This is a genomic window from Bradyrhizobium sp. P5_C12 (assembly GCF_054049735.1).
In genome coordinates this window covers 22,896-39,495 of the sequence record NZ_JBFULU010000009.1, presented here as the reverse complement: position 1 = coordinate 39,495, position 16,600 = coordinate 22,896, and the positions used below count along the sequence as shown (strand labels likewise).

Here is a 16,600-nt window from a genome sequence, read left to right as displayed (position 1 = left end):
AGTGCATCAATAATCGTCAAACAAGCGAAGGGGAAACGCCATGAGCGGCAGCATCAATCGTCAGATTCTGTTGGTGGAAAAGCCCAGCGGCAAGCTCGGCCCCGAACATTTCAAGATGGTGGAAGGCACGATGCCGGAGCCGAAGGACGGCGAGGCATTGCTGCGCGTGCGCTACATCTCGCTCGACGCCGCCAACCGTGCCTGGATGCACGGCGCGACTTATCGTTCGGCGGTCGAGGCCAACAGCGTGATGGCCGGCGGGGCCATCGCCGAAGTGGTCAGCTCGAAGGCGCCGGGGCTGGCTGCCGGCGACATCGTGTTCGGCGACACCGGTTGGCAGGAGTTTGCCGCGGTGCCCGCAAAGCACTTGAACAAGATGCCGAAGCTCGAGCCGATGACGCATCTGCTCAGCGTGTTCGGCATTGCCGGCCTCACCGCCTATTTCGGCCTGCTCGAGATCGGCAAGCCCAAGGAGGGCGAGACGGTCGTGGTCTCGGCGGCGGCAGGCTCGGTCGGCTCGATCGTCGGGCAGATCGCAAAAATCAAGGGATGCCGCGTCATCGGCATCGCCGGCGGCGCGGACAAGTGCGGCTGGCTGACCTCCGAACTCGGCTTCGATGCCGCGGTCGACTACAAGGACGGCGCGGTGTTCAAGGCGCTGCGCGCCGCGGCGCCCAACGGCATCGACGTCTATTTCGACAATGTGGGCGGCGAGATTCTGGAAGCCTGCCTGCCGCAGATGAACAATTACGGCCGCATCGCCTGCTGCGGCGCGATCTCGCAATATGACGGCGCGCCGTCCGCACACGGCCCGCGCGGCGTACCCGGGCTGATCGTGGTGAAGCGGCTGGTCATGCAGGGCTTCATCGTGATGGACTACATGAAGGAGAGCCAGCGCGCGCTCGCCGAGCTCCAGGCCTGGGTCAAATCCGGCAAGCTGAAGGTGCAGGAGGACATCATCGACGGGCTCGAGAACACGCCGAAGGCGCTGATCGGATTGCTCGCCGGCGAGAACCGCGGCAAGCGCATGGTCAAGCTCTGACGACGTATTGTTTTGTTTGAGCATGATCTTTTCGGAATACCGCTGCACACTTTGCGCTAACGCGGCCCTTCGGGTCCGGATCATGCTCTAGTTACGTCGCATTGCGTCGGCATTATCTACTTGCGGTAGAGGCCAAAGCATCCAAAGATACCGCGCGCGGGGCATCACTCGCGGCGATTGCGCTTGCATCACATTTGAAAATCGTCGGCGTTACCGACAGGGCGGGAATTCACTCAAATGTTCAACACATTGAAACATGCATCGACGCGCACGGCGTTGCTGGCGGCAACGCTCTTCGCAACTGCAACAGGCGCATTCGCGCAAGCGCCGACCGACGCGCAGAAGAGCGCTATCCGCTCCGCATGCCGCTCGGACTTCATGACGCACTGCTCGAGCGTCACGCCCGGCGGCGTTGAAGCCTATCAATGTCTGCAGAAGAACATGTCCAGCCTTTCGTCGGGATGCCAAACCGCGGTTCGCGCGGTCGAGCCTGCTGCGGCGCCGAAGACGGAAGCCGCGCCACCCAAATCCCAACCGGCGAAGACTGAGCCGGCGAAGACTGAAGCGGCGCCGGCCGCCGAACCCGCGAAGCCGGCCGCCACCGCCGCCGCGCCGAAGGCGGCGGCGCCCAAACAGCCGAGCAGCGCGCAGGTCGCTGCGGTCAAGAGCGCCTGCCGCGCAGACTATCCCAAGGTCTGCGCCGGCGTGCCGCCCGGCGGCGCGCCCGCGCTCGAATGCCTGGAGAAGAACAAGGCCAAGGTTTCGCCGGCCTGCGAGAAGGCCCTGAGCGCCGCGGCCGGCGGCGGCGCGGCGGCAACGGCAGCGCCTGCGGGCGCAGCTCCTGCGGCGGCAGCACCGGCGGCCGCGCCAGCCGTGATCGTGCTGCGGCCGCTGCGGCCGCGCGAAGAGCTGTTCATTGTCCGATCGGCCTGTGGCGCCGACATCCGCACGCTCTGCGCCGGCGTCGCGCCCGGTGGCGGACGCATCGTGCAATGCATTGCAAGCAATGCCGCGTCGCTGTCGCCCGCCTGCAAGGACGTGCTGGCGCCGTTCGCGGCGCGATAGAGAGGCGCGCGACGACGCAAAGGGCGCGCATCAACAGCCGGCGGCGTGCGTGGAGGAACTCCGCACGCCTGCGACGACAAATCGCAGAATTTTACCGACAACCGATTTCGATCACGACAAGACCGGGAGGAAAACGTGCGTGCATTGCTGCTCACTGCTTCCGCGCTGCTGGCCTTCGGCGCGACCATGACGTTCGAGGCCACCGACGCCAACGCGGTCGTGTGCGCGCGCGGCGTCTATCGCGCCGGTTGCGCCGGGCCGAACGCCGCCGTCGTGGTCCGCAAGCCGGTTCCGGTGGTCCGCTGTACCAGGGTGCTGGTGAACGGTGTCTACGTGAAGCGCTGCGTCTGACGCACAGGTGGCCAAGCCGGCGCGGTTTGGCTATGCTCCGGACGTGATGGTTTCGGACACGCGCCAAACGTGTGTTTGGAGCGAGTTTCGGCGCGCCCCGCCATGCCGATAATTCCGCTGGCGCCGAACGTCGGAGCACATTAGTCTACCCCTAGATAGTGAGTATACTGTCAATTAGGGAGGCAGACGTTGCGGATCGCCGTGATTGGCGGGGGGCCCGGCGGGCTCTACTTCGCCTATCTCTGGAAGAAGCGTCACCCTGAGGATCAAGTCGACCTGTTCGAACAGAACCCGGCCGACGCGACCTGGGGCTTTGGCGTGGTGTTCTCCGACCAGGCGCTGGAGTTCCTGCGTACCGACGACCCCGAGACGGTCGACGCGATCGCGCCGCATATGGAGAGCTGGGAGAACATCACGCTGAACGTCCATGGCGACAGCGTCGCCATCGACGGCGTCGGCTTTTCCTCGATCGGCCGGCTCGAGCTCTTGCAGTTCCTGCAGCAGCGCGCGCTCGATGCCGGCGTCACGCCGCGCTTCGACACGCCGATTCACGCGATCGACCAGCTCAACGGCCATGACCTGATCGTCGCCGCCGACGGGCTGAACTCGCTGGTGCGCCGCGCCTTCGAGGGCGATTTCGGCACATCGCTGTCCTACTCCTCCAACAAGTTCGTCTGGTACGGCACCTCGAAGCGCTTCGACACGCTGTCGCAGACCTTCGTGAAGACCGACCGCGGCGCCTTCAATGCCCATCACTACCGCTACTCGCCGACCATGAGCACCTTCCTGGTCGAGTGCGATCATGCCACCTGGCAGGCCTACGGCTTCGCCTACAAGGACGTCGAGCAGTCCAAGGGCGTCTGCGAGGAGGTGTTTGCCGACACGCTCGGCGGCCACTGCCTGGTCTCCAACAAATCGGTCTGGCGCAATTTCCCCTGGGTCTGGAACGAGCACTGGTCGTTTAAGAATATGGTTCTGATGGGCGACGCGCTGCACTCGGCGCATTTCTCGATCGGCTCGGGCACGCGGCTCGCGATCGAGGATGCCATCGCGCTGGTCAAGGCGCTGGAATCGGATGCGCATCTGACCACCGCGCTGCATCGCTACCAGGCCGCGCGAAAACCGGTGGTGCAGAAGCTCGTCGACGCCGCGCGCACCTCGGCCGGCTGGTACGAGCACTTTGCCGAACACATGCAGCTCGATGTGATGGACTTTGCCTACAGCTACATCACCCGCTCCGGCCGTATCGACGATTCCCGCCTGCGCGCGATGTCGCCGGCCTTCATGGCGCGCTACGAGGCCGCGAAGAACGGCGGAGATGCGGCATGAGCAGCGAGCTTCGCGACCAGGTGCCCGCCGACAGCGCGGGCGCGCGTGAGATCGGCTTTGCCGTTCCGGAGATTTACAACGCCAGCCGCGTGTTGTTCGACAATCTCGCCAGGGGGCGCGGCGACAAGCCCGCACTGATCGGGCCGGCGGGTGCGCGCAGCTATGCCGAGCTTTGCGCGGAAGCTGGCCAATGGGGCAACGGCTTCACCTCGTTGGGCCTGAAGCGCGGCGATCGCGTGCTGCTGTTCCTCGACGATACCCCGGCCTATCCGGCCGCGTTCTTCGGCGCGGTCCGCGCCGGCTTCGTGCCGCTGCTGATCAACACGCTGACGCCGCCGGATCTGCTGCAGTTCTATCTCGCCGATTCCGGCGCGAGCGTTGCCGTGGCGGACGCCGAGTTCTGCGCGCGCTTCAACGCGGAGGCCTGCAAGGACACTCGTCTGCGCACGCTGATCGTCGTCAATGGCGCGGCGGGCGATCACGCCGCGCCGGAGGCGATCTCCGCGGCAGGCTGGCTCGCGCAATTCCCGACCGGGCTGGCGGAAGCCGCGACGCATCGCAACGAGATGGCGTTCTGGATGTACTCGTCCGGCTCGACCGGCCGGCCCAAGGGCATCGTGCATCTGCAGCACGACATGGCCTATAGTGAGGCCGCGTTCGCGCAGAATGTGTTGAAGCTTTCGCCCGACGACATCTGCTTCTCGGTGCCGAAAATCTTCTTCGCTTATGGCTTCGGCAATTCCGTCACCTTCCCGTTCTCGGCGGGAGCGGCGACGCTGCTGTTGCCGGGCCAGCCCAAGCCTGCCGCGATCTTCGCGGCGATCGAGCAATTCAAGCCGACGGTCTTTTTCGGCCTGCCGACCCTCTACACCTCGCTGACCAAGGCCGAGGGTGCGAAGGGGACGAACTTCTCGTCGCTTCGCATGTCGCTCTCGGCCGCCGAAGTGCTCTCGGCAGAGGTGTTCAACGGCTGGAAGACGCTCACGGGCCTGGAGATCGTCGAAGGCCTCGGCTCCACCGAGGTGCTGCACATCTACCTGTCCAACCGTCCCGAACAGAAGAAGCTCGGCGCCGCGGGTCTGCGCGTGCCCGGCTACGAGGTCGCGCTGAGGGACAAGGACGGAAGCGACGTCGGCGACAACGAGGAAGGCATTTTGTGGGTGCGCGGCGATTCCAACACGCCGTTGTACTGGAACCGGCCGGACAAATCCGCCGAGACGATCCGCGAGGGCGGCTGGATCTACACCGGCGACCGCTTCGTGCGCGATGCCGACGGCTTCCACTTCTTCCGCGGCCGCGCCGACGATCTCATCAAAATCTCCGGCCAATGGGTCTACCCGCTCGAGGTCGAGCTGTGCCTGGCCGACCATCCCGACATCCGCGAATGCGCGGTGTTCGCGGCCGAATTGCCGGACCGGCGCATGACGCTGAAGGCGGTGGTGGTGATGAACAGCCGGGCCGTCGACCAGAGCGAGGCGACGCGGCGGCTGCAGGACTACGTCAAGGGCAAGCTGCTACCTTACAAATATCCGCGCGAGGTGATCTTCATCGACGAACTGCCGAAGACGGGCACGGGGAAGATCGACCGGCAGGCGTTGTTGCGGATGTGAGGCCTCCCAAGCTTGCTGTCATCGCCCGCCTTGTGCGCACTTGCGCACTGGGGCGGGCGATCCAGTATTCCAGAGGCGGCGCGGCTAGAACCGAGGAGCCGCGGCGTACTGGATTCCCCGCCTTCGCGGGGAATGACAGCGGAGATAAAGGCGGCAGCGTCACCACACTCTCGCCGTCGTCCCGGCGAAGGCCGGGACCCATAACCACCGAATCTGGTTTGGCGAAGATTGGCAATGACGATCTCGTGCCACAACTGCCGGCACGGCGTATGGGTCCCGGCCTTCGCCGGGACGACACTGAGGATGAGGCTCCGCTATCGCGACAAACTCGCACTCACCCCCTCACCCCGCCTTCCCCAGATGCTCCAGCGCATCTTCGGCGCGCAGCGGCACCCGGGACGCTTCGTTGTTGAGATCGACGAGCTGCATCAAAAGTCCCATCAACATCTTGCGGTCGGCGGGCTTGAGCGGCTCCAGCATGCGCGTCTGGGCGCGTTCGACGGCGGGGATGATCTCGCGCAGGATCGCGGCGCCTGATTTGGTCAGATAGAGCAGCTTGATCCGCTTGTCCTCGGGCGCGGGCTTGCGCTCGATATAGTCCTTGGCCTGCAGCCGTTCGATCACGCTGCCGAGCGTGGAGCGGTCGAAGGCGATCACCGCCGACAGCCGCGTCGCATCGATGCCGGGATGGGCGTGGATCGCGATCAGCGCCGCATATTGCACCGGGGTCAGATCGAACGCCTTGCACTCTTCCATGAAGATCGAGACCGCGATCTGCTGCATGCGCCGGAACAGATAGCCCGGCGCGGCATAGACCGCGTCTATCGTGATCGGGGCGGCTGGCTTACTCGGCATCGGGCTGCTTCTCCGGCGCGGCGTTCGCAAAGGCCGCCAGCGCCTTGGCGGCGGCCTCGGCCTTGAGCAGACGCGGATAGGCGGACACGTCGACGCCGAAACGGCGGGCATTGGCGAGCTGCGGCACGAGGCAGAGATCGGCGAGCGTCGGCGCATCGCCAAAGCAGAACGGCCCGGGCTCATCCTTGATCAGCGTCTCGCAAGCCGCCAGTCCCTCGCGGTTGACCCAGGCCGCCCATTCCTGGACCTTCTCCTCTGCAAGGCCGAGCTCGCGCAACCGCGCCAGCACCTTCAAATTCTGTACCGGGTGGGTGTCGCAGGCGATCGCCAGCGCGAACGCCCTCACCTTCGCGCGCCGCAGCGGGTCCTTCGGCAGCAGCGGCGGGTTCGGGTGGATGTCGTCCAGCCACTCGATGATGGCGACCGACTGCGTCAGCACCGCGCCCGCATCATTCTCCAGTGCCGGCACCAGCCCCTGCGGGTTGATGGCGAGATAGGCCGGCGCGCATTGCTCGCCCTTGCGCAGATGATGCGGCAGGTGCTCGGCGCCAAGGCCCTTCAGGTTCAGTGCGATCCGCACCCGGTACGCGGCGCTGGAGCGGAAATAGCCGTGCAGCTTCATCGGGACCCTCCCTCATATTTTTTTGTCATTCCGGGGCTCGCGAAGCGAGAACCCGGAATCTCGAGATTCCGGGCCCGATGCTGCGCATCGTCCCGGAATGACTGCCTTGTACGTCGTCCGTCGCATTGACGCTACCTAGACAGTAAGTATACTGTCAATCAACAAAACGAGCGGGAGCCGCACCATGGAAGCCGTGACCAAGACGCCGGAACGTGAGGCGTTCTACCGGAAGATCGACGGCGAAAATCTCACCGCGCTGTGGACGGTGATGGGCGACCTGATCACACCGGAGCCGAGGAGCGCCTGCCGGCCGCATCTGTGGAAATTCGACGTCATCCGCGACTACATGACGGAAGCGGGCAAGCTGATCACGGCCAAGGAGGCCGAGCGGCGCGTGCTGGTGCTGGAGAACCCGGGCCTGCGCGGGCAGTCCAAGATCACGACATCGCTTTATGCCGGCGTGCAGATGGTGGTGCCCGGCGACGTCGCGCCCGCCCATCGCCACAGCCAGTCGGCGCTGCGCTTCGTGCTCGAGGGCAAGGGCGCCCACACCGCGGTGGATGGCGAGCGCACCGCGATGGAGCCCGGCGATTTCATCATCACGCCGTCGATGACCTGGCACGACCATTCCAACGAGACTGACGAGCCGATGTTCTGGCTCGACGGCCTCGACATCCCGCTGGTGCAGTTCTTCGACTGCTCCTTTGCGGAAGGTTCGAACGAGGACCAGCAGGCCATCACAAAGCCGGCCGGCGACAGCTTTGCGCGCTACGGCCACAATCTGCTGCCCGTCGACGTGAAGCGGAGTTCGAAGACCTCGCCGATCTTCAGCTATCCCTATGCCTACACCCGCGAGGCGCTGGAAAACGCCAGGACGCGCCAGGAGTGGGACGCCTGCCACGGCCTGAAGCTGAAATTCAGCAACCCCGAGACCGGCGATTTCGCGATGCCGACCATCGGTACCTTCATCCAGCTGCTGCCCAAGGGCTTTACGACCGCACGCTACCGCTCGACGGACGCGACCGTGTTCTGTCCGATCGAAGGCCATGGCCGCACGCGCGTCGGCGAGGCGACCTTCGAATGGGGCCCGCGCGACCTGTTCGTGGTGCCGAGCTGGCAATGGGTCACGCACGAAGCGGATGAAGACGCCGTGCTGTTCAGCTTCTCGGATCGGCCGGTGCAGCAGAAGCTGGACCTGTTCCGCGAGGATCGCGGGAATGCGTGAGGTGGGGTGCCGCTCCACTGTCGTCCCGGCGAAGGCCGGGACCCATACCGCGTGATCTATCGGGGAAGGACGGCATCAGTACCGACGAGAGAATAACTACGAGTCTTCGCCAAACCCCTCCCTGTGGTTATGGGTTCCGGCCTTCGCCGGGACGACACCGAAGTTGTGGCGCACCCCTGCCCACCCCGTCACGGCTACCGCCAGTGCAACAGCCGCGTCTCCAGCAGATTGATCACCTTCCCCACCGCCAATCCAAACACCGACAGGATCACCACGCCCGCAAGCAGCTGATCCGTCTGCATCAGATTGCCGGCCTGGAGCACGAAGGCGCCGATGCCGTATTGCGCGCCGATCATCTCGGCGCTGACGACGAGCAGCAGCGCCACCGACGCCGTGATACGGAAGCCGGCGAGGATCGCGGGCAGCGCGCCCGGCCAGATCACCTTGCGCACGATGGTGGCGAACGGCACGTTGAAACTCTGCGCCATCCGGATCAGGTTGCGCGGCACCGCGTCGACGCCGCTATAGACCGAGATCGCGGTCGAGAAGAACACGCCTAACGCAATGGTCGCGATCTTCGGCTCTTCGCCGATGCCGAGCCAGAGGATCAAGAGCGGCAGCAGCGCGATCTTCGGGATCGGGAACAGCGCCGAGATGAAGGTGATGCCGACGCTGCGCGCGAGCCGCGAAAGGCCGATGGCAAAGCCGACGGCGATGCCGGCCGCCGTGCCCAGCAGCCAGCCGACGCCGATGCGCAGCAGCGAGGCCGAGAGGTGCTGCCAGAGCGCGCCTGATATTGCGAGCTCGTAGATCGCGCGCACGATCGCCGACGGTGCCGGCAGGAACAGCGGATTGACGAGACCAGCGCTCCCGGCCGCCTGCCAGATCGCGATGACGAGCGCGAGCGCGATCCAGCCGCCGAAGCGGCTCGATGCCGGCACGAAGCCCGCGCCGCGGAAGCGGACGCGACGGGTCGCCTCGCTCTTGACGCTCTTGACAGGTGTTTCCGTCGCAGGCGCGCGATCAAGCATGCTGCACCTCGCGCTCGGCATCGATCGCCTCGTTGCGGATCAGCGACCAGATCTGGTTCTGAAGCGCCAGCAGCTTTTCACGCGCGGCGATCTCGCCGCGCTCGGTGCGCGTCATCGGCACGCTCACCACCTCGCGAATCCGCCCCGGACGCCGCGACAGCACCACGATGCGGTCGGCGAGCCGCGCCGCCTCTTCGAGATTGTGGGTGACGTAGACCGCGCCCATGCCGCCATCGGCGAGCAGGCGGACGAAGTCCTCCATCAAGAGCTCGCGGGTCTGGGAATCCAGCGCCGACAGCGGCTCGTCCATCAGCAGGATGGCAGGGCGCACCGCCAGCGCCCGCGAAATGCCGACGCGCTGGCGCATGCCGCCGGAGAGCTGCTTTGGATAGGTCTTGCGAAAATCAGTCAGGCCGGTGCGGCGCAGCGCATCCTCGACCAGCGCGCGGCGCTGCGCCGCCGAGAGCTGGGCGTGCAGCAGCGGGAATTCGACGTTTTCCTCGACCGTCGCCCAGGGCAGCAGCGCAAAGTCCTGGAACACGAAGGTGAGCGGATTGAGACTGTCAGCCGGCGGTGCCCCGCGCAGCTCGGGCGCGCCCGATGTCGGCTGCAACAGCCCGCCCAGGATCGACAGCAGCGTGCTCTTGCCGCAGCCGGACGGCCCGACAATCGCCACCACCTCGCCGGCACTGACCGTGAACGAGACGTCGTCGAGCACGGCGAGGTCGCCGAAGCGGTGAGTGATGTGGTTGGCGATCAGGTCCATTCTGTCTCGTCTATCCTCTGCCCCGTCGTTCCGGGATGATCCGAAGGATCAGACCACAGGTGCGCAATTGCGCACCGGGGAACCTCGAGATTCCGGGTTCTCGCTACGCGAGGCCCGGAATGACGAAAGGTTAGTCCGCCTTCACATAGTCCTTCGCGATGATCGCGTTCGCATCAAAGCCCTTGTCGGCAAAACCCTGCTCCTGGAGCCATTTGATCTGGTTGTCGACATTCTTGACGTCGAGCTTGCCGTCCGGATCGATATAGGCGCAGTTGCCGACCACCTGCTCGACCGGCAGGTTGGTGTATTTGGCGATGATCTCCAGCAGCGGTTTTGTCTGCTCGTTGATCGGGGCTGTGCCGTCCTTCATCGCGGCGAGGATGACGTCGTGATATTCGCGATCGGCTTTCGCGAGCGCGCCGAGCAGTTTCGTCACCAGCGCCGTGTTGGTCAGCGTCTTCGGCGAGGCGAACACCGCACCCAATTGCCAGGGCGTCTCGTCGCCGACCCAGCCCAGAAACTTCGCGCCGCCCTCGTCCACCAGCTTGCGTGCGGTGGAGATCGGCAGCAGCGCCGCATCGACGGTCTCGCCCTTCAGGGCAGCGGCCGCGTTCGACAGCGATTGCAGCGGGATGATTTTCACCTCCGACAGCTTGAAGCCGTATTTGTCGGCGAGCAGCCCCAGCGAATAGTGAAAGCTCGAGCCGACCTGCGTCACCGCCACGCGCTTGCCCGCGAGATCCTTCGGCGTCTTCAGTCCGGCCGCATAGGCATTGTTGCTCGCGAAATAGCCGATCAGGGGATAGCCGGCCTTCTCGCGGCTCATGCCGCCGATCACCTTCAGCACGCCCTTGCCGGCGAGATTGTAGAGACCGGCGGTGAAGGCGGTGACGCCGAAATCGATGTCGCCCGAGGTGGTGGCGACCGCGATCGGCTGCGCCGCGTCGAAGAATTTCAGCTCGACGTCGAGGCCGGCGTCGCGAAAATAGCCCTTGTCCTGGGCGATGAAGACCGGCGCGGACGACGACAGCCTGAGAACGCCGATCCTGGCCTTCAGCGCGTCCTCGGCCCGTGCCGTGCCCATCGCCATGATCGCCACCAGGCCAGCTACCGCGAGCCGCGCAATCCCGATCATCCCGTTTCCTCTCGTGGTTCTCTTGGTCGTTCTGTTACAACCGTCACAAACCTTCGGGCACCACCTGGTCCCGCCCGATGAAGGCGCCCTGTTGTTTCAACGTTTCCTGCAATTTTTCAATGGGGATGTCACGCGGGATCCGATTCCCCGACAGCGCCAGCGCTGCGGCGGAACCGGCGGCCTCGCCCATCGCGAAACAGGCACCGGAGACCCGCGCCGCCGACTGGCCTTCATGGGTCATCGAGGCGCAGCGGCCGGCGACCAGGAGATTGTCGACCCCTTCGGGCAGCAGCATCCGGTAGGGCAGCTCGTTATAGCCGCGCGATTCCGGGATTGGCGGAAAAGTGAAGATCACATCGCCGGGAACATGGGCCTCGATCGGCCAGCCATTGACCCCGATGGAGTCCTCGAACGAGGCGCAGCCTAGCACGTCGTCGCCGCTGAGCTGATAATCACCCCTGATGCGGCGGGTCTCCCGGATGCCGAGCTGCGGCGGCAGGTCGACGATGTAGGACTTTTCAAAGCCGGGCACTGTGCGCAGGAATTCGAATGCCGCCAGCGCCTGCTTGCGGCCCTCGATCTCGCCGCGGGTGAGATCGTCGGGCTCGACGCCGTTGATGGCATGGCCGTCTTCGCGCGCCACTTGCGTAAAGTTCACCCGCCACTCGATGCCGGATTTCTGCGGCCGCACGATGGCGCTCTTGCGCGGGAATGTGTGGGTGCCGGCGGCGAGCGCCCGCTCCATCAATTGCGGGATGGTTCGCCAGGCCTCGCCCGCCTTCTCGGGATCGATGCCGTTGAGACGGAGCATCATCGACGGATAGAGCGGATGGCCGTGTTCGTCGCCGATTTCGAACGGCGCGCCGGCCCAGACCGCGAGATCGCCGTCGCCGGAGCAGTCGATGAAGATCTCGGCGCGAACCGCCTGCCGGCCGGCCTTGGTCTCGACCATCAGCGCGTCGATGCGGCTGTTATCGCCCATCACCACGCCGGCGCCGAGCGCGTGGAAGAGGATGTGCACCTTGTGGCTGGCGAGGAGCTCGTCGGCCGCGATCTTGTAGGCCGCGGTGTCGTAGGCCTGTGCAAACACCTTGCCGAGGATCAGATGCGGCGCGTTGAGGCCGTTCAGGCGATCGATCCGCGCCAAGAGCTCGGACGCCATGCCCTGCACCAGCCGGTGGGCCTGGCCATAGACATTGCCGTGCAGGCCGCAAAAATTGGTGACGCCGGCGGCGGTGCCCATGCCGCCGAGAAAGCCGTAGCGCTCGATCAACAGCGTGCGCCGCCCGGCGCGCGCAGCCGAGGCCGCCGCCACGATGCCGGCCGGGCCGCCGCCGAGGACGACGACCTCGTATTCGCCGTAGAGCGGCACCTGGCGCGCTGGTTCTTCGATCGTCGTGGCCCGCATGGCGCGTCCTATCCCTGAAAATCTCTTTGCTTGAGCCCGACTATGAATTAACGCGGACTGAGCTACAATCCTCCAAAATAGGCGATCAGCTTTCTCGAATCGCGAAAGGTCGAGATGGACATCCTGGTGAACCTTCAGGCGTTCCTGGCGACCGCGGATGCGGCCGGCTTCTCCGCGGCTGCGCGGAAACTCGGCGTCTCGACCTCGGTGGTGGCCAAACGCGTCACGCAGCTGGAGGCGCGGATCGGCGCGCCGCTGTTTCACCGCTCGACCCGGCAATTGCGCCTGACCGAGGCCGGCCAGCGCTACGTGCATCGCACCCGCGGCGTCGTCACCGACGCCACCGATTTGCTGTCGCGCATGGGCGAGAAGGGCCACGATCTCGTCGATCATCTGCGCATCAAGGCGCCAACCTCGCTGACGGTGGCGCGGCTTGCGGATACCTTCAGCGCCTTCCAGACCCAGAACCCGCGGCTGAAGCTCGATATCGTGCTGGTCGACCGTCCGGTCGATCCCGTCACCGAGGGCTTTGACATCGCCATCGGTGCCTTTCCGCATTCCTTCGGCGGCGTGATCGACGAGCCGCTGTGCGCGCTGAAGCGGCTGCTCTGCGCCTCGCCGGCCTATTTGAAGAAGCACGGCACGCCAAAACATCCGCGCGACCTCGTCGAGCATCGCTGCCTCAGCTTCCTGCCGACCGGACCGGAATGGATCTTTGACGGGCCGCGCGGCCGCATCAGCATCCAGGTCAGCCCGTTGCTGTCGTCCAACGAAGGGCACGTGCTGGCGCGCAGCGCCATCGCCGGCAACGGCATCGCACTGATCTCGCATTACCTCGTCGCGGATGCCTTGCGCGACGGCACGCTCAAGCCGGTGTTGCGCGATTTTCCGATTCCGGAATTGTGGGTCAAGGCCGCGATCCCCGAGCGGCGGCGCAATGCGGCCGCGGTGCAGGCGCTGCTCACTTTGCTGAAAACGTCACTCGCGCCGTCGTTGTGAGGAGCCGTAGCCCGCATGGAGCGAAGCGGAATGCGGGGATGCCGAACCCGGATTACGCTTCGCTCCATCCGGGCTACGCGCCTGCTACAAGATGGTTGCCCTCGATCGGCGGACCTGAGAGAAGTTGCACCAGGCGCGCGGCGGCCGTAGCCCGCATGAGCGAAGCGATATGCGGGTAACAGTGGTCCCGGATATCGCTTCGCTCATCCGGGCTACGCGCCCCACGTCATGTCAACGAATGGATACGACGCTTTTGAAACTCACCCTGCCTGCCCTGATCGTTCTCGCGTTCTCAACCGCCCCTGCCGCGGCCGTGGAGCAGAACTGCCGCTTCATCCAGGCCAAGCCCGATCGCGAGGCCTGCTACAAGCGGCAGGAGGACGAGCTCGCGGCCAAGCGCAAGCCCGCCGCGCCAGCGAATGACGGCAAGACGCTGCAATCGCAGCAGCAGATGCGGCAGGACGACGAGGCCGTCTATCGCAGCATCAACAACATCTGCCGCGGCTGCTGAGCGGGGAGCGCTCAGCCTTTCCCGCCGCCCCACTTCGCCGCCCGCTTCTCCGCAAACGACGCCAGCCCCTCCGCCGCCTCGGCGCTCTGCCGCTTGAGCGAATGCAGGTGCACCAGCCGGGCGTAAGCGGCATCGTCCACCGCCATGCCGCCGAACGAGCTCTCCAGCGCCAGCCGCTTGGTCTCGGCCATCGCCTCCGGTCCGTTGGCGAGCAGCTGCTCGACCACCTTGGCACCGGCAGCTTCCAGCTCGGCGAGCGGCACGACTTCGTGCACGAGGCCGATGCGGCGGGCGTCCTCGGCGCCGAAACGTTCGCCGGTGAGCGCGTAGCGGCGGACCTGCCGCACACTAATGGCGTCGCAGAGCTGCGGGATGATGATCGCGGCGGTCAGGCCCCAGCGCACCTCCGTGATGGAGAAGAGGGCGTTATCCGCGGCGATGACGACGTCGCAGGCCGCGATGACACCGGTGCCGCCGCCAAAGCAGCCGCCCTGCACCAAAGCCACGGTCGGGATCGGCAAGGTGTTGAGCCGCTGCACGGCCTCGAACGTCGCCCGGGACGCCGCCTCGTTGGCCTCAGCCGATTGCGGTCGCACGCCGTTGATCCATTTGAGGTCGGCGCCGGCCTGGAAATGCTTGCCATCGCCCCGGAGCACGACGACGCGCAGGTTGGGCTTCTTGCCGAGATCGTCCATCGCCGTGAGCACGCCGGCAATTAGCGCGCCGTCATAGGCGTTGTTGACCTCCGGCCGGTTCAACGTGACGGTCGCAACCCCACGCTCATCAAGGGTCCACAGGACGGGGCTGGCATTCATCGGCGATCCTCCGGCTATGTTGCTTGCCGTGCACTATGGCCGAGGCAACGCATGCCGATCCATATCTTTCCAGCGTGGGGCGGTCGCGCCCATCGCATGGCGGCTTGTGTCATGCTGGCGCCCGATGGCACCAAGGGATCAGGGACTGGATTTACATGCGCATCTGCATTTTCGGCGCGGGCGCCGTCGGCAGCCATATCGCGGTCAGGCTGGCTCGCGCCGGTCATGAGGTCTCGTGCGTGATGCGGGGGGCGCATCTGGAGGCCGTCCGCGCCAATGGCCTGAAGTTGCGCGTCGGCGATTCCGAGGTCACCGCCAAGGTCAACGCCACCGGCGATCCGGCCCAGCTCGGCCCGCAGGACGTCGTCATCAGCACGCTGAAGGCCACCGCGCTTCAGGGACTGGTCGCCAGCCTCAAGCCATTGCTCGGCGAGGACACCGCGATCGTGTTCGCCCAGAACGGCATTCCCTGGTGGTACGGCATCGGCCTGCCGCCGCGGCATCCGGCCCCGCCCGACATCTCCTTCCTCGATCCGGGCGGGCGCTTGCGCGCCTGTATCGCGAAGGAGCGGATCGTCGGCGGCGTCATCTTCTCCTCCAACGAGGTGATCGCACCCGGGGTGGTGCAGAACCTGACGCCGGACCGCAACCGCCTGCTGGTCGGCGAATGCGATGACCGCAATTGCGAGCGCATCACCAAGCTCCGGACGGTCCTGAACGACGCGCGGCTGGAATCGCCGCCGGTGGCCGAGATCCGCGAGGCGATCTGGTCAAAGCTGCTGACCAACATGTCGCTGTCGGTGCTGTGCCTGCTCACCGGCCAGACCGCGCGCGGCGTGCGCGACGACCCTGCCTTCGCCGAGGTGATTCCGCGCATGCTGAACGAAGCCAACGAGATCGCCCAGCACTTCATCCCGGAGGTGAAACGCGTCACGCGCAGCGGCCCCGCGCCCAACCACAAGCCATCGCTGCTCCAGGATTACGAGCTCGGCCGCGCCATGGAGATCGACGTGCTGGTGAAGGCGCCGGCCGCCTTCGCACGCAGTGCCGGCCTGTCGACGCCGACGCTCGACCTGATCGCCGCGCTGGCGATCCAGAAGGCGCGCGACAAGGGGCTTTACGCAGCCTGAGCTTCCGCGGCGTGAGCTTCAGGCGAGTTGGTCGATCCAGGCCGTCAGCGTGTCGAGCACCTCCGCAAGCGCCTCTTCATTGGTCCGGCCGGACTTTTTCAGCACCGCGAAGGAATGATCGCCGCCTTCGACCTCGTGCAGCGTCGCCTTGGGGCCGAGCGCATCGATCACGGGCTTGAGGAGGCCGAGATCGGCAAGGCCGTCGCGCGTACCCTGCAGGAACAGCATCGGGATCCCGACATGGGTGAGGTGCTCGGCGCGCTCCGTCGACGGCTTTTTGTCGGCGTGCAGGGGAAAGCCGAGGAAGGCGAGCCCTGTTACGCCCGGCAGCGCGGCCTTTGACTGCGCCTGCGAGGTCATGCGCCCGCCAAATGATTTTCCGCCGGCGACGAGCTTCAAGCCGGGGCAGAGCCGCGCTGCTTGCTCGACTGCCGCGCGGATAGTGGCGTGGGCCACCGCCGGCTGGTCAGGACGGCCCTGCTTGTTTTCCATGTAGGGAAAATTGAAGCGGAACGTCGCGATGCCACGATCCGCGAGGCCCTGCGCAATCTTGTCCATCGATGCATGCCGCATCCCCGCGCCGGCGCCATGCGCGAGGACGTAGCAGGCGCGCGCCTTGTCCGGCCGCACCAGGATCGCGGAGACCGTGCCGATACGCTCGATGTCGAACTTGAGCTCTTGAGTTTTGACAGCCACAATCAACCAT

General features: G+C 65.7%; 17 protein-coding genes. 9 read left to right on the top strand and 8 right to left on the bottom strand.

Annotation, left to right across the window (positions count from 1 at the left end; all coding sequences use genetic code 11):
• The first annotated feature begins 40 nt into the window (after positions 1-40).
• The 5 genes from ACXJMY_RS10965 to ACXJMY_RS10945 all read left to right on the top strand — a co-directional run bounded on the left by ACXJMY_RS10965 (position 41) and on the right by ACXJMY_RS10945 (position 5,397).
• Positions 41-1,042, top strand: a complete 1,002-nt coding sequence (locus ACXJMY_RS10965; protein ID WP_456619343.1) for an NADP-dependent oxidoreductase — start codon at positions 41-43, stop codon at positions 1,040-1,042.
• Between the two features lie 237 nt (positions 1,043-1,279).
• On the top strand, positions 1,280-2,107 hold the full coding sequence (locus ACXJMY_RS10960) for a cysteine rich repeat-containing protein (protein WP_456619342.1): 828 nt from the start codon (positions 1,280-1,282) through the stop codon (positions 2,105-2,107).
• A 135-nt stretch (positions 2,108-2,242) separates the two neighbouring features.
• Positions 2,243-2,458, top strand: coding sequence for a hypothetical protein (locus tag ACXJMY_RS10955; RefSeq protein ID WP_456619341.1), 216 nt, complete (start codon positions 2,243-2,245; stop codon positions 2,456-2,458).
• Positions 2,459-2,647: 189 nt separating this feature from the next.
• On the top strand, positions 2,648-3,787 hold the full coding sequence (locus ACXJMY_RS10950; RefSeq protein WP_456619340.1) for an FAD-dependent monooxygenase: 1,140 nt from the start codon (positions 2,648-2,650) through the stop codon (positions 3,785-3,787).
• Entirely contained in the window at positions 3,784-5,397 is a 1,614-nt protein-coding gene (locus tag ACXJMY_RS10945) for a benzoate-CoA ligase family protein (protein ID WP_456619339.1), read from the top strand. The genes ACXJMY_RS10950 and ACXJMY_RS10945 overlap by 4 nt, the downstream gene beginning before the upstream one ends.
• Before the next feature lie 342 nt (positions 5,398-5,739).
• Here the strand turns inward: ACXJMY_RS10945 and ACXJMY_RS10940 are convergent, their stop codons facing one another.
• On the bottom strand, positions 5,740-6,252 hold the full coding sequence (locus ACXJMY_RS10940; RefSeq protein ID WP_456619338.1) for a MarR family winged helix-turn-helix transcriptional regulator: 513 nt from the start codon (positions 6,250-6,252) through the stop codon (positions 5,740-5,742).
• Positions 6,242-6,874 (bottom strand): maleylacetoacetate isomerase, encoded by a 633-nt coding sequence (gene maiA, locus ACXJMY_RS10935; RefSeq protein ID WP_456619337.1) that lies wholly within the window; start codon positions 6,872-6,874, stop codon positions 6,242-6,244. The genes ACXJMY_RS10940 and maiA overlap by 11 nt, the downstream gene beginning before the upstream one ends.
• A gap of 184 nt (positions 6,875-7,058) precedes the next feature.
• Here maiA and gtdA point away from each other — a divergent pair, with 184 nt between their 5' ends.
• Positions 7,059-8,099 (top strand): gentisate 1,2-dioxygenase, encoded by a 1,041-nt coding sequence (gtdA, locus tag ACXJMY_RS10930; protein ID WP_456619336.1) that lies wholly within the window; start codon positions 7,059-7,061, stop codon positions 8,097-8,099.
• 194 nt (positions 8,100-8,293) lie between these two features.
• Here gtdA and ACXJMY_RS10925 read toward each other — a convergent pair whose 3' ends face one another.
• From ACXJMY_RS10925 to ACXJMY_RS10910, 4 genes are all read right to left on the bottom strand, one after another.
• Positions 8,294-9,130 carry an ABC transporter permease gene (locus tag ACXJMY_RS10925; RefSeq protein ID WP_456619335.1) on the bottom strand — a complete coding sequence of 279 codons (837 nt, stop codon included), beginning with the start codon at positions 9,128-9,130 and terminating at the stop codon, positions 8,294-8,296.
• Positions 9,123-9,896, bottom strand: a complete 774-nt coding sequence (locus ACXJMY_RS10920) for an ABC transporter ATP-binding protein (protein ID WP_456619334.1) — start codon at positions 9,894-9,896, stop codon at positions 9,123-9,125. Before ACXJMY_RS10920 ends, ACXJMY_RS10925 begins: the two co-directional genes overlap by 8 nt.
• 130 nt (positions 9,897-10,026) lie before the next feature.
• Positions 10,027-11,031 (bottom strand): ABC transporter substrate-binding protein, encoded by a 1,005-nt coding sequence (locus tag ACXJMY_RS10915; RefSeq protein ID WP_456619333.1) that lies wholly within the window; start codon positions 11,029-11,031, stop codon positions 10,027-10,029.
• A gap of 43 nt (positions 11,032-11,074) precedes the next feature.
• Positions 11,075-12,439, bottom strand: coding sequence for an FAD-dependent oxidoreductase (locus ACXJMY_RS10910; protein WP_456619332.1), 1,365 nt, complete (start codon positions 12,437-12,439; stop codon positions 11,075-11,077).
• A gap of 114 nt (positions 12,440-12,553) precedes the next feature.
• Between ACXJMY_RS10910 and ACXJMY_RS10905 the strand changes: the two genes are divergently transcribed.
• Both ACXJMY_RS10905 and ACXJMY_RS10900 read left to right on the top strand, forming a co-directional pair.
• Entirely contained in the window at positions 12,554-13,438 is an 885-nt protein-coding gene (locus tag ACXJMY_RS10905) for a LysR family transcriptional regulator (RefSeq protein WP_456619331.1), read from the top strand.
• A 253-nt stretch (positions 13,439-13,691) separates the two neighbouring features.
• Positions 13,692-13,949: a hypothetical protein gene (locus ACXJMY_RS10900; RefSeq protein ID WP_456619330.1), complete on the top strand. Its 258-nt coding sequence runs from the start codon at positions 13,692-13,694 to the stop codon at positions 13,947-13,949.
• An 11-nt stretch (positions 13,950-13,960) separates the two neighbouring features.
• On the opposite strand, the gene ACXJMY_RS10895 is transcribed toward ACXJMY_RS10900, so the two are convergent.
• On the bottom strand, positions 13,961-14,764 hold the full coding sequence (locus tag ACXJMY_RS10895) for an enoyl-CoA hydratase-related protein (RefSeq protein WP_456619329.1): 804 nt from the start codon (positions 14,762-14,764) through the stop codon (positions 13,961-13,963).
• Between the two features lie 155 nt (positions 14,765-14,919).
• Between ACXJMY_RS10895 and ACXJMY_RS10890 the strand changes: the two genes are divergently transcribed.
• Positions 14,920-15,894 (top strand): ketopantoate reductase family protein, encoded by a 975-nt coding sequence (locus ACXJMY_RS10890; RefSeq protein WP_456619328.1) that lies wholly within the window; start codon positions 14,920-14,922, stop codon positions 15,892-15,894.
• 18 nt (positions 15,895-15,912) lie between these two features.
• Here ACXJMY_RS10890 and ACXJMY_RS10885 read toward each other — a convergent pair whose 3' ends face one another.
• Entirely contained in the window at positions 15,913-16,590 is a 678-nt protein-coding gene (locus ACXJMY_RS10885; protein ID WP_456619327.1) for an alpha/beta hydrolase family protein, read from the bottom strand.
• Positions 16,591-16,600: the final 10 nt, after the last annotated feature.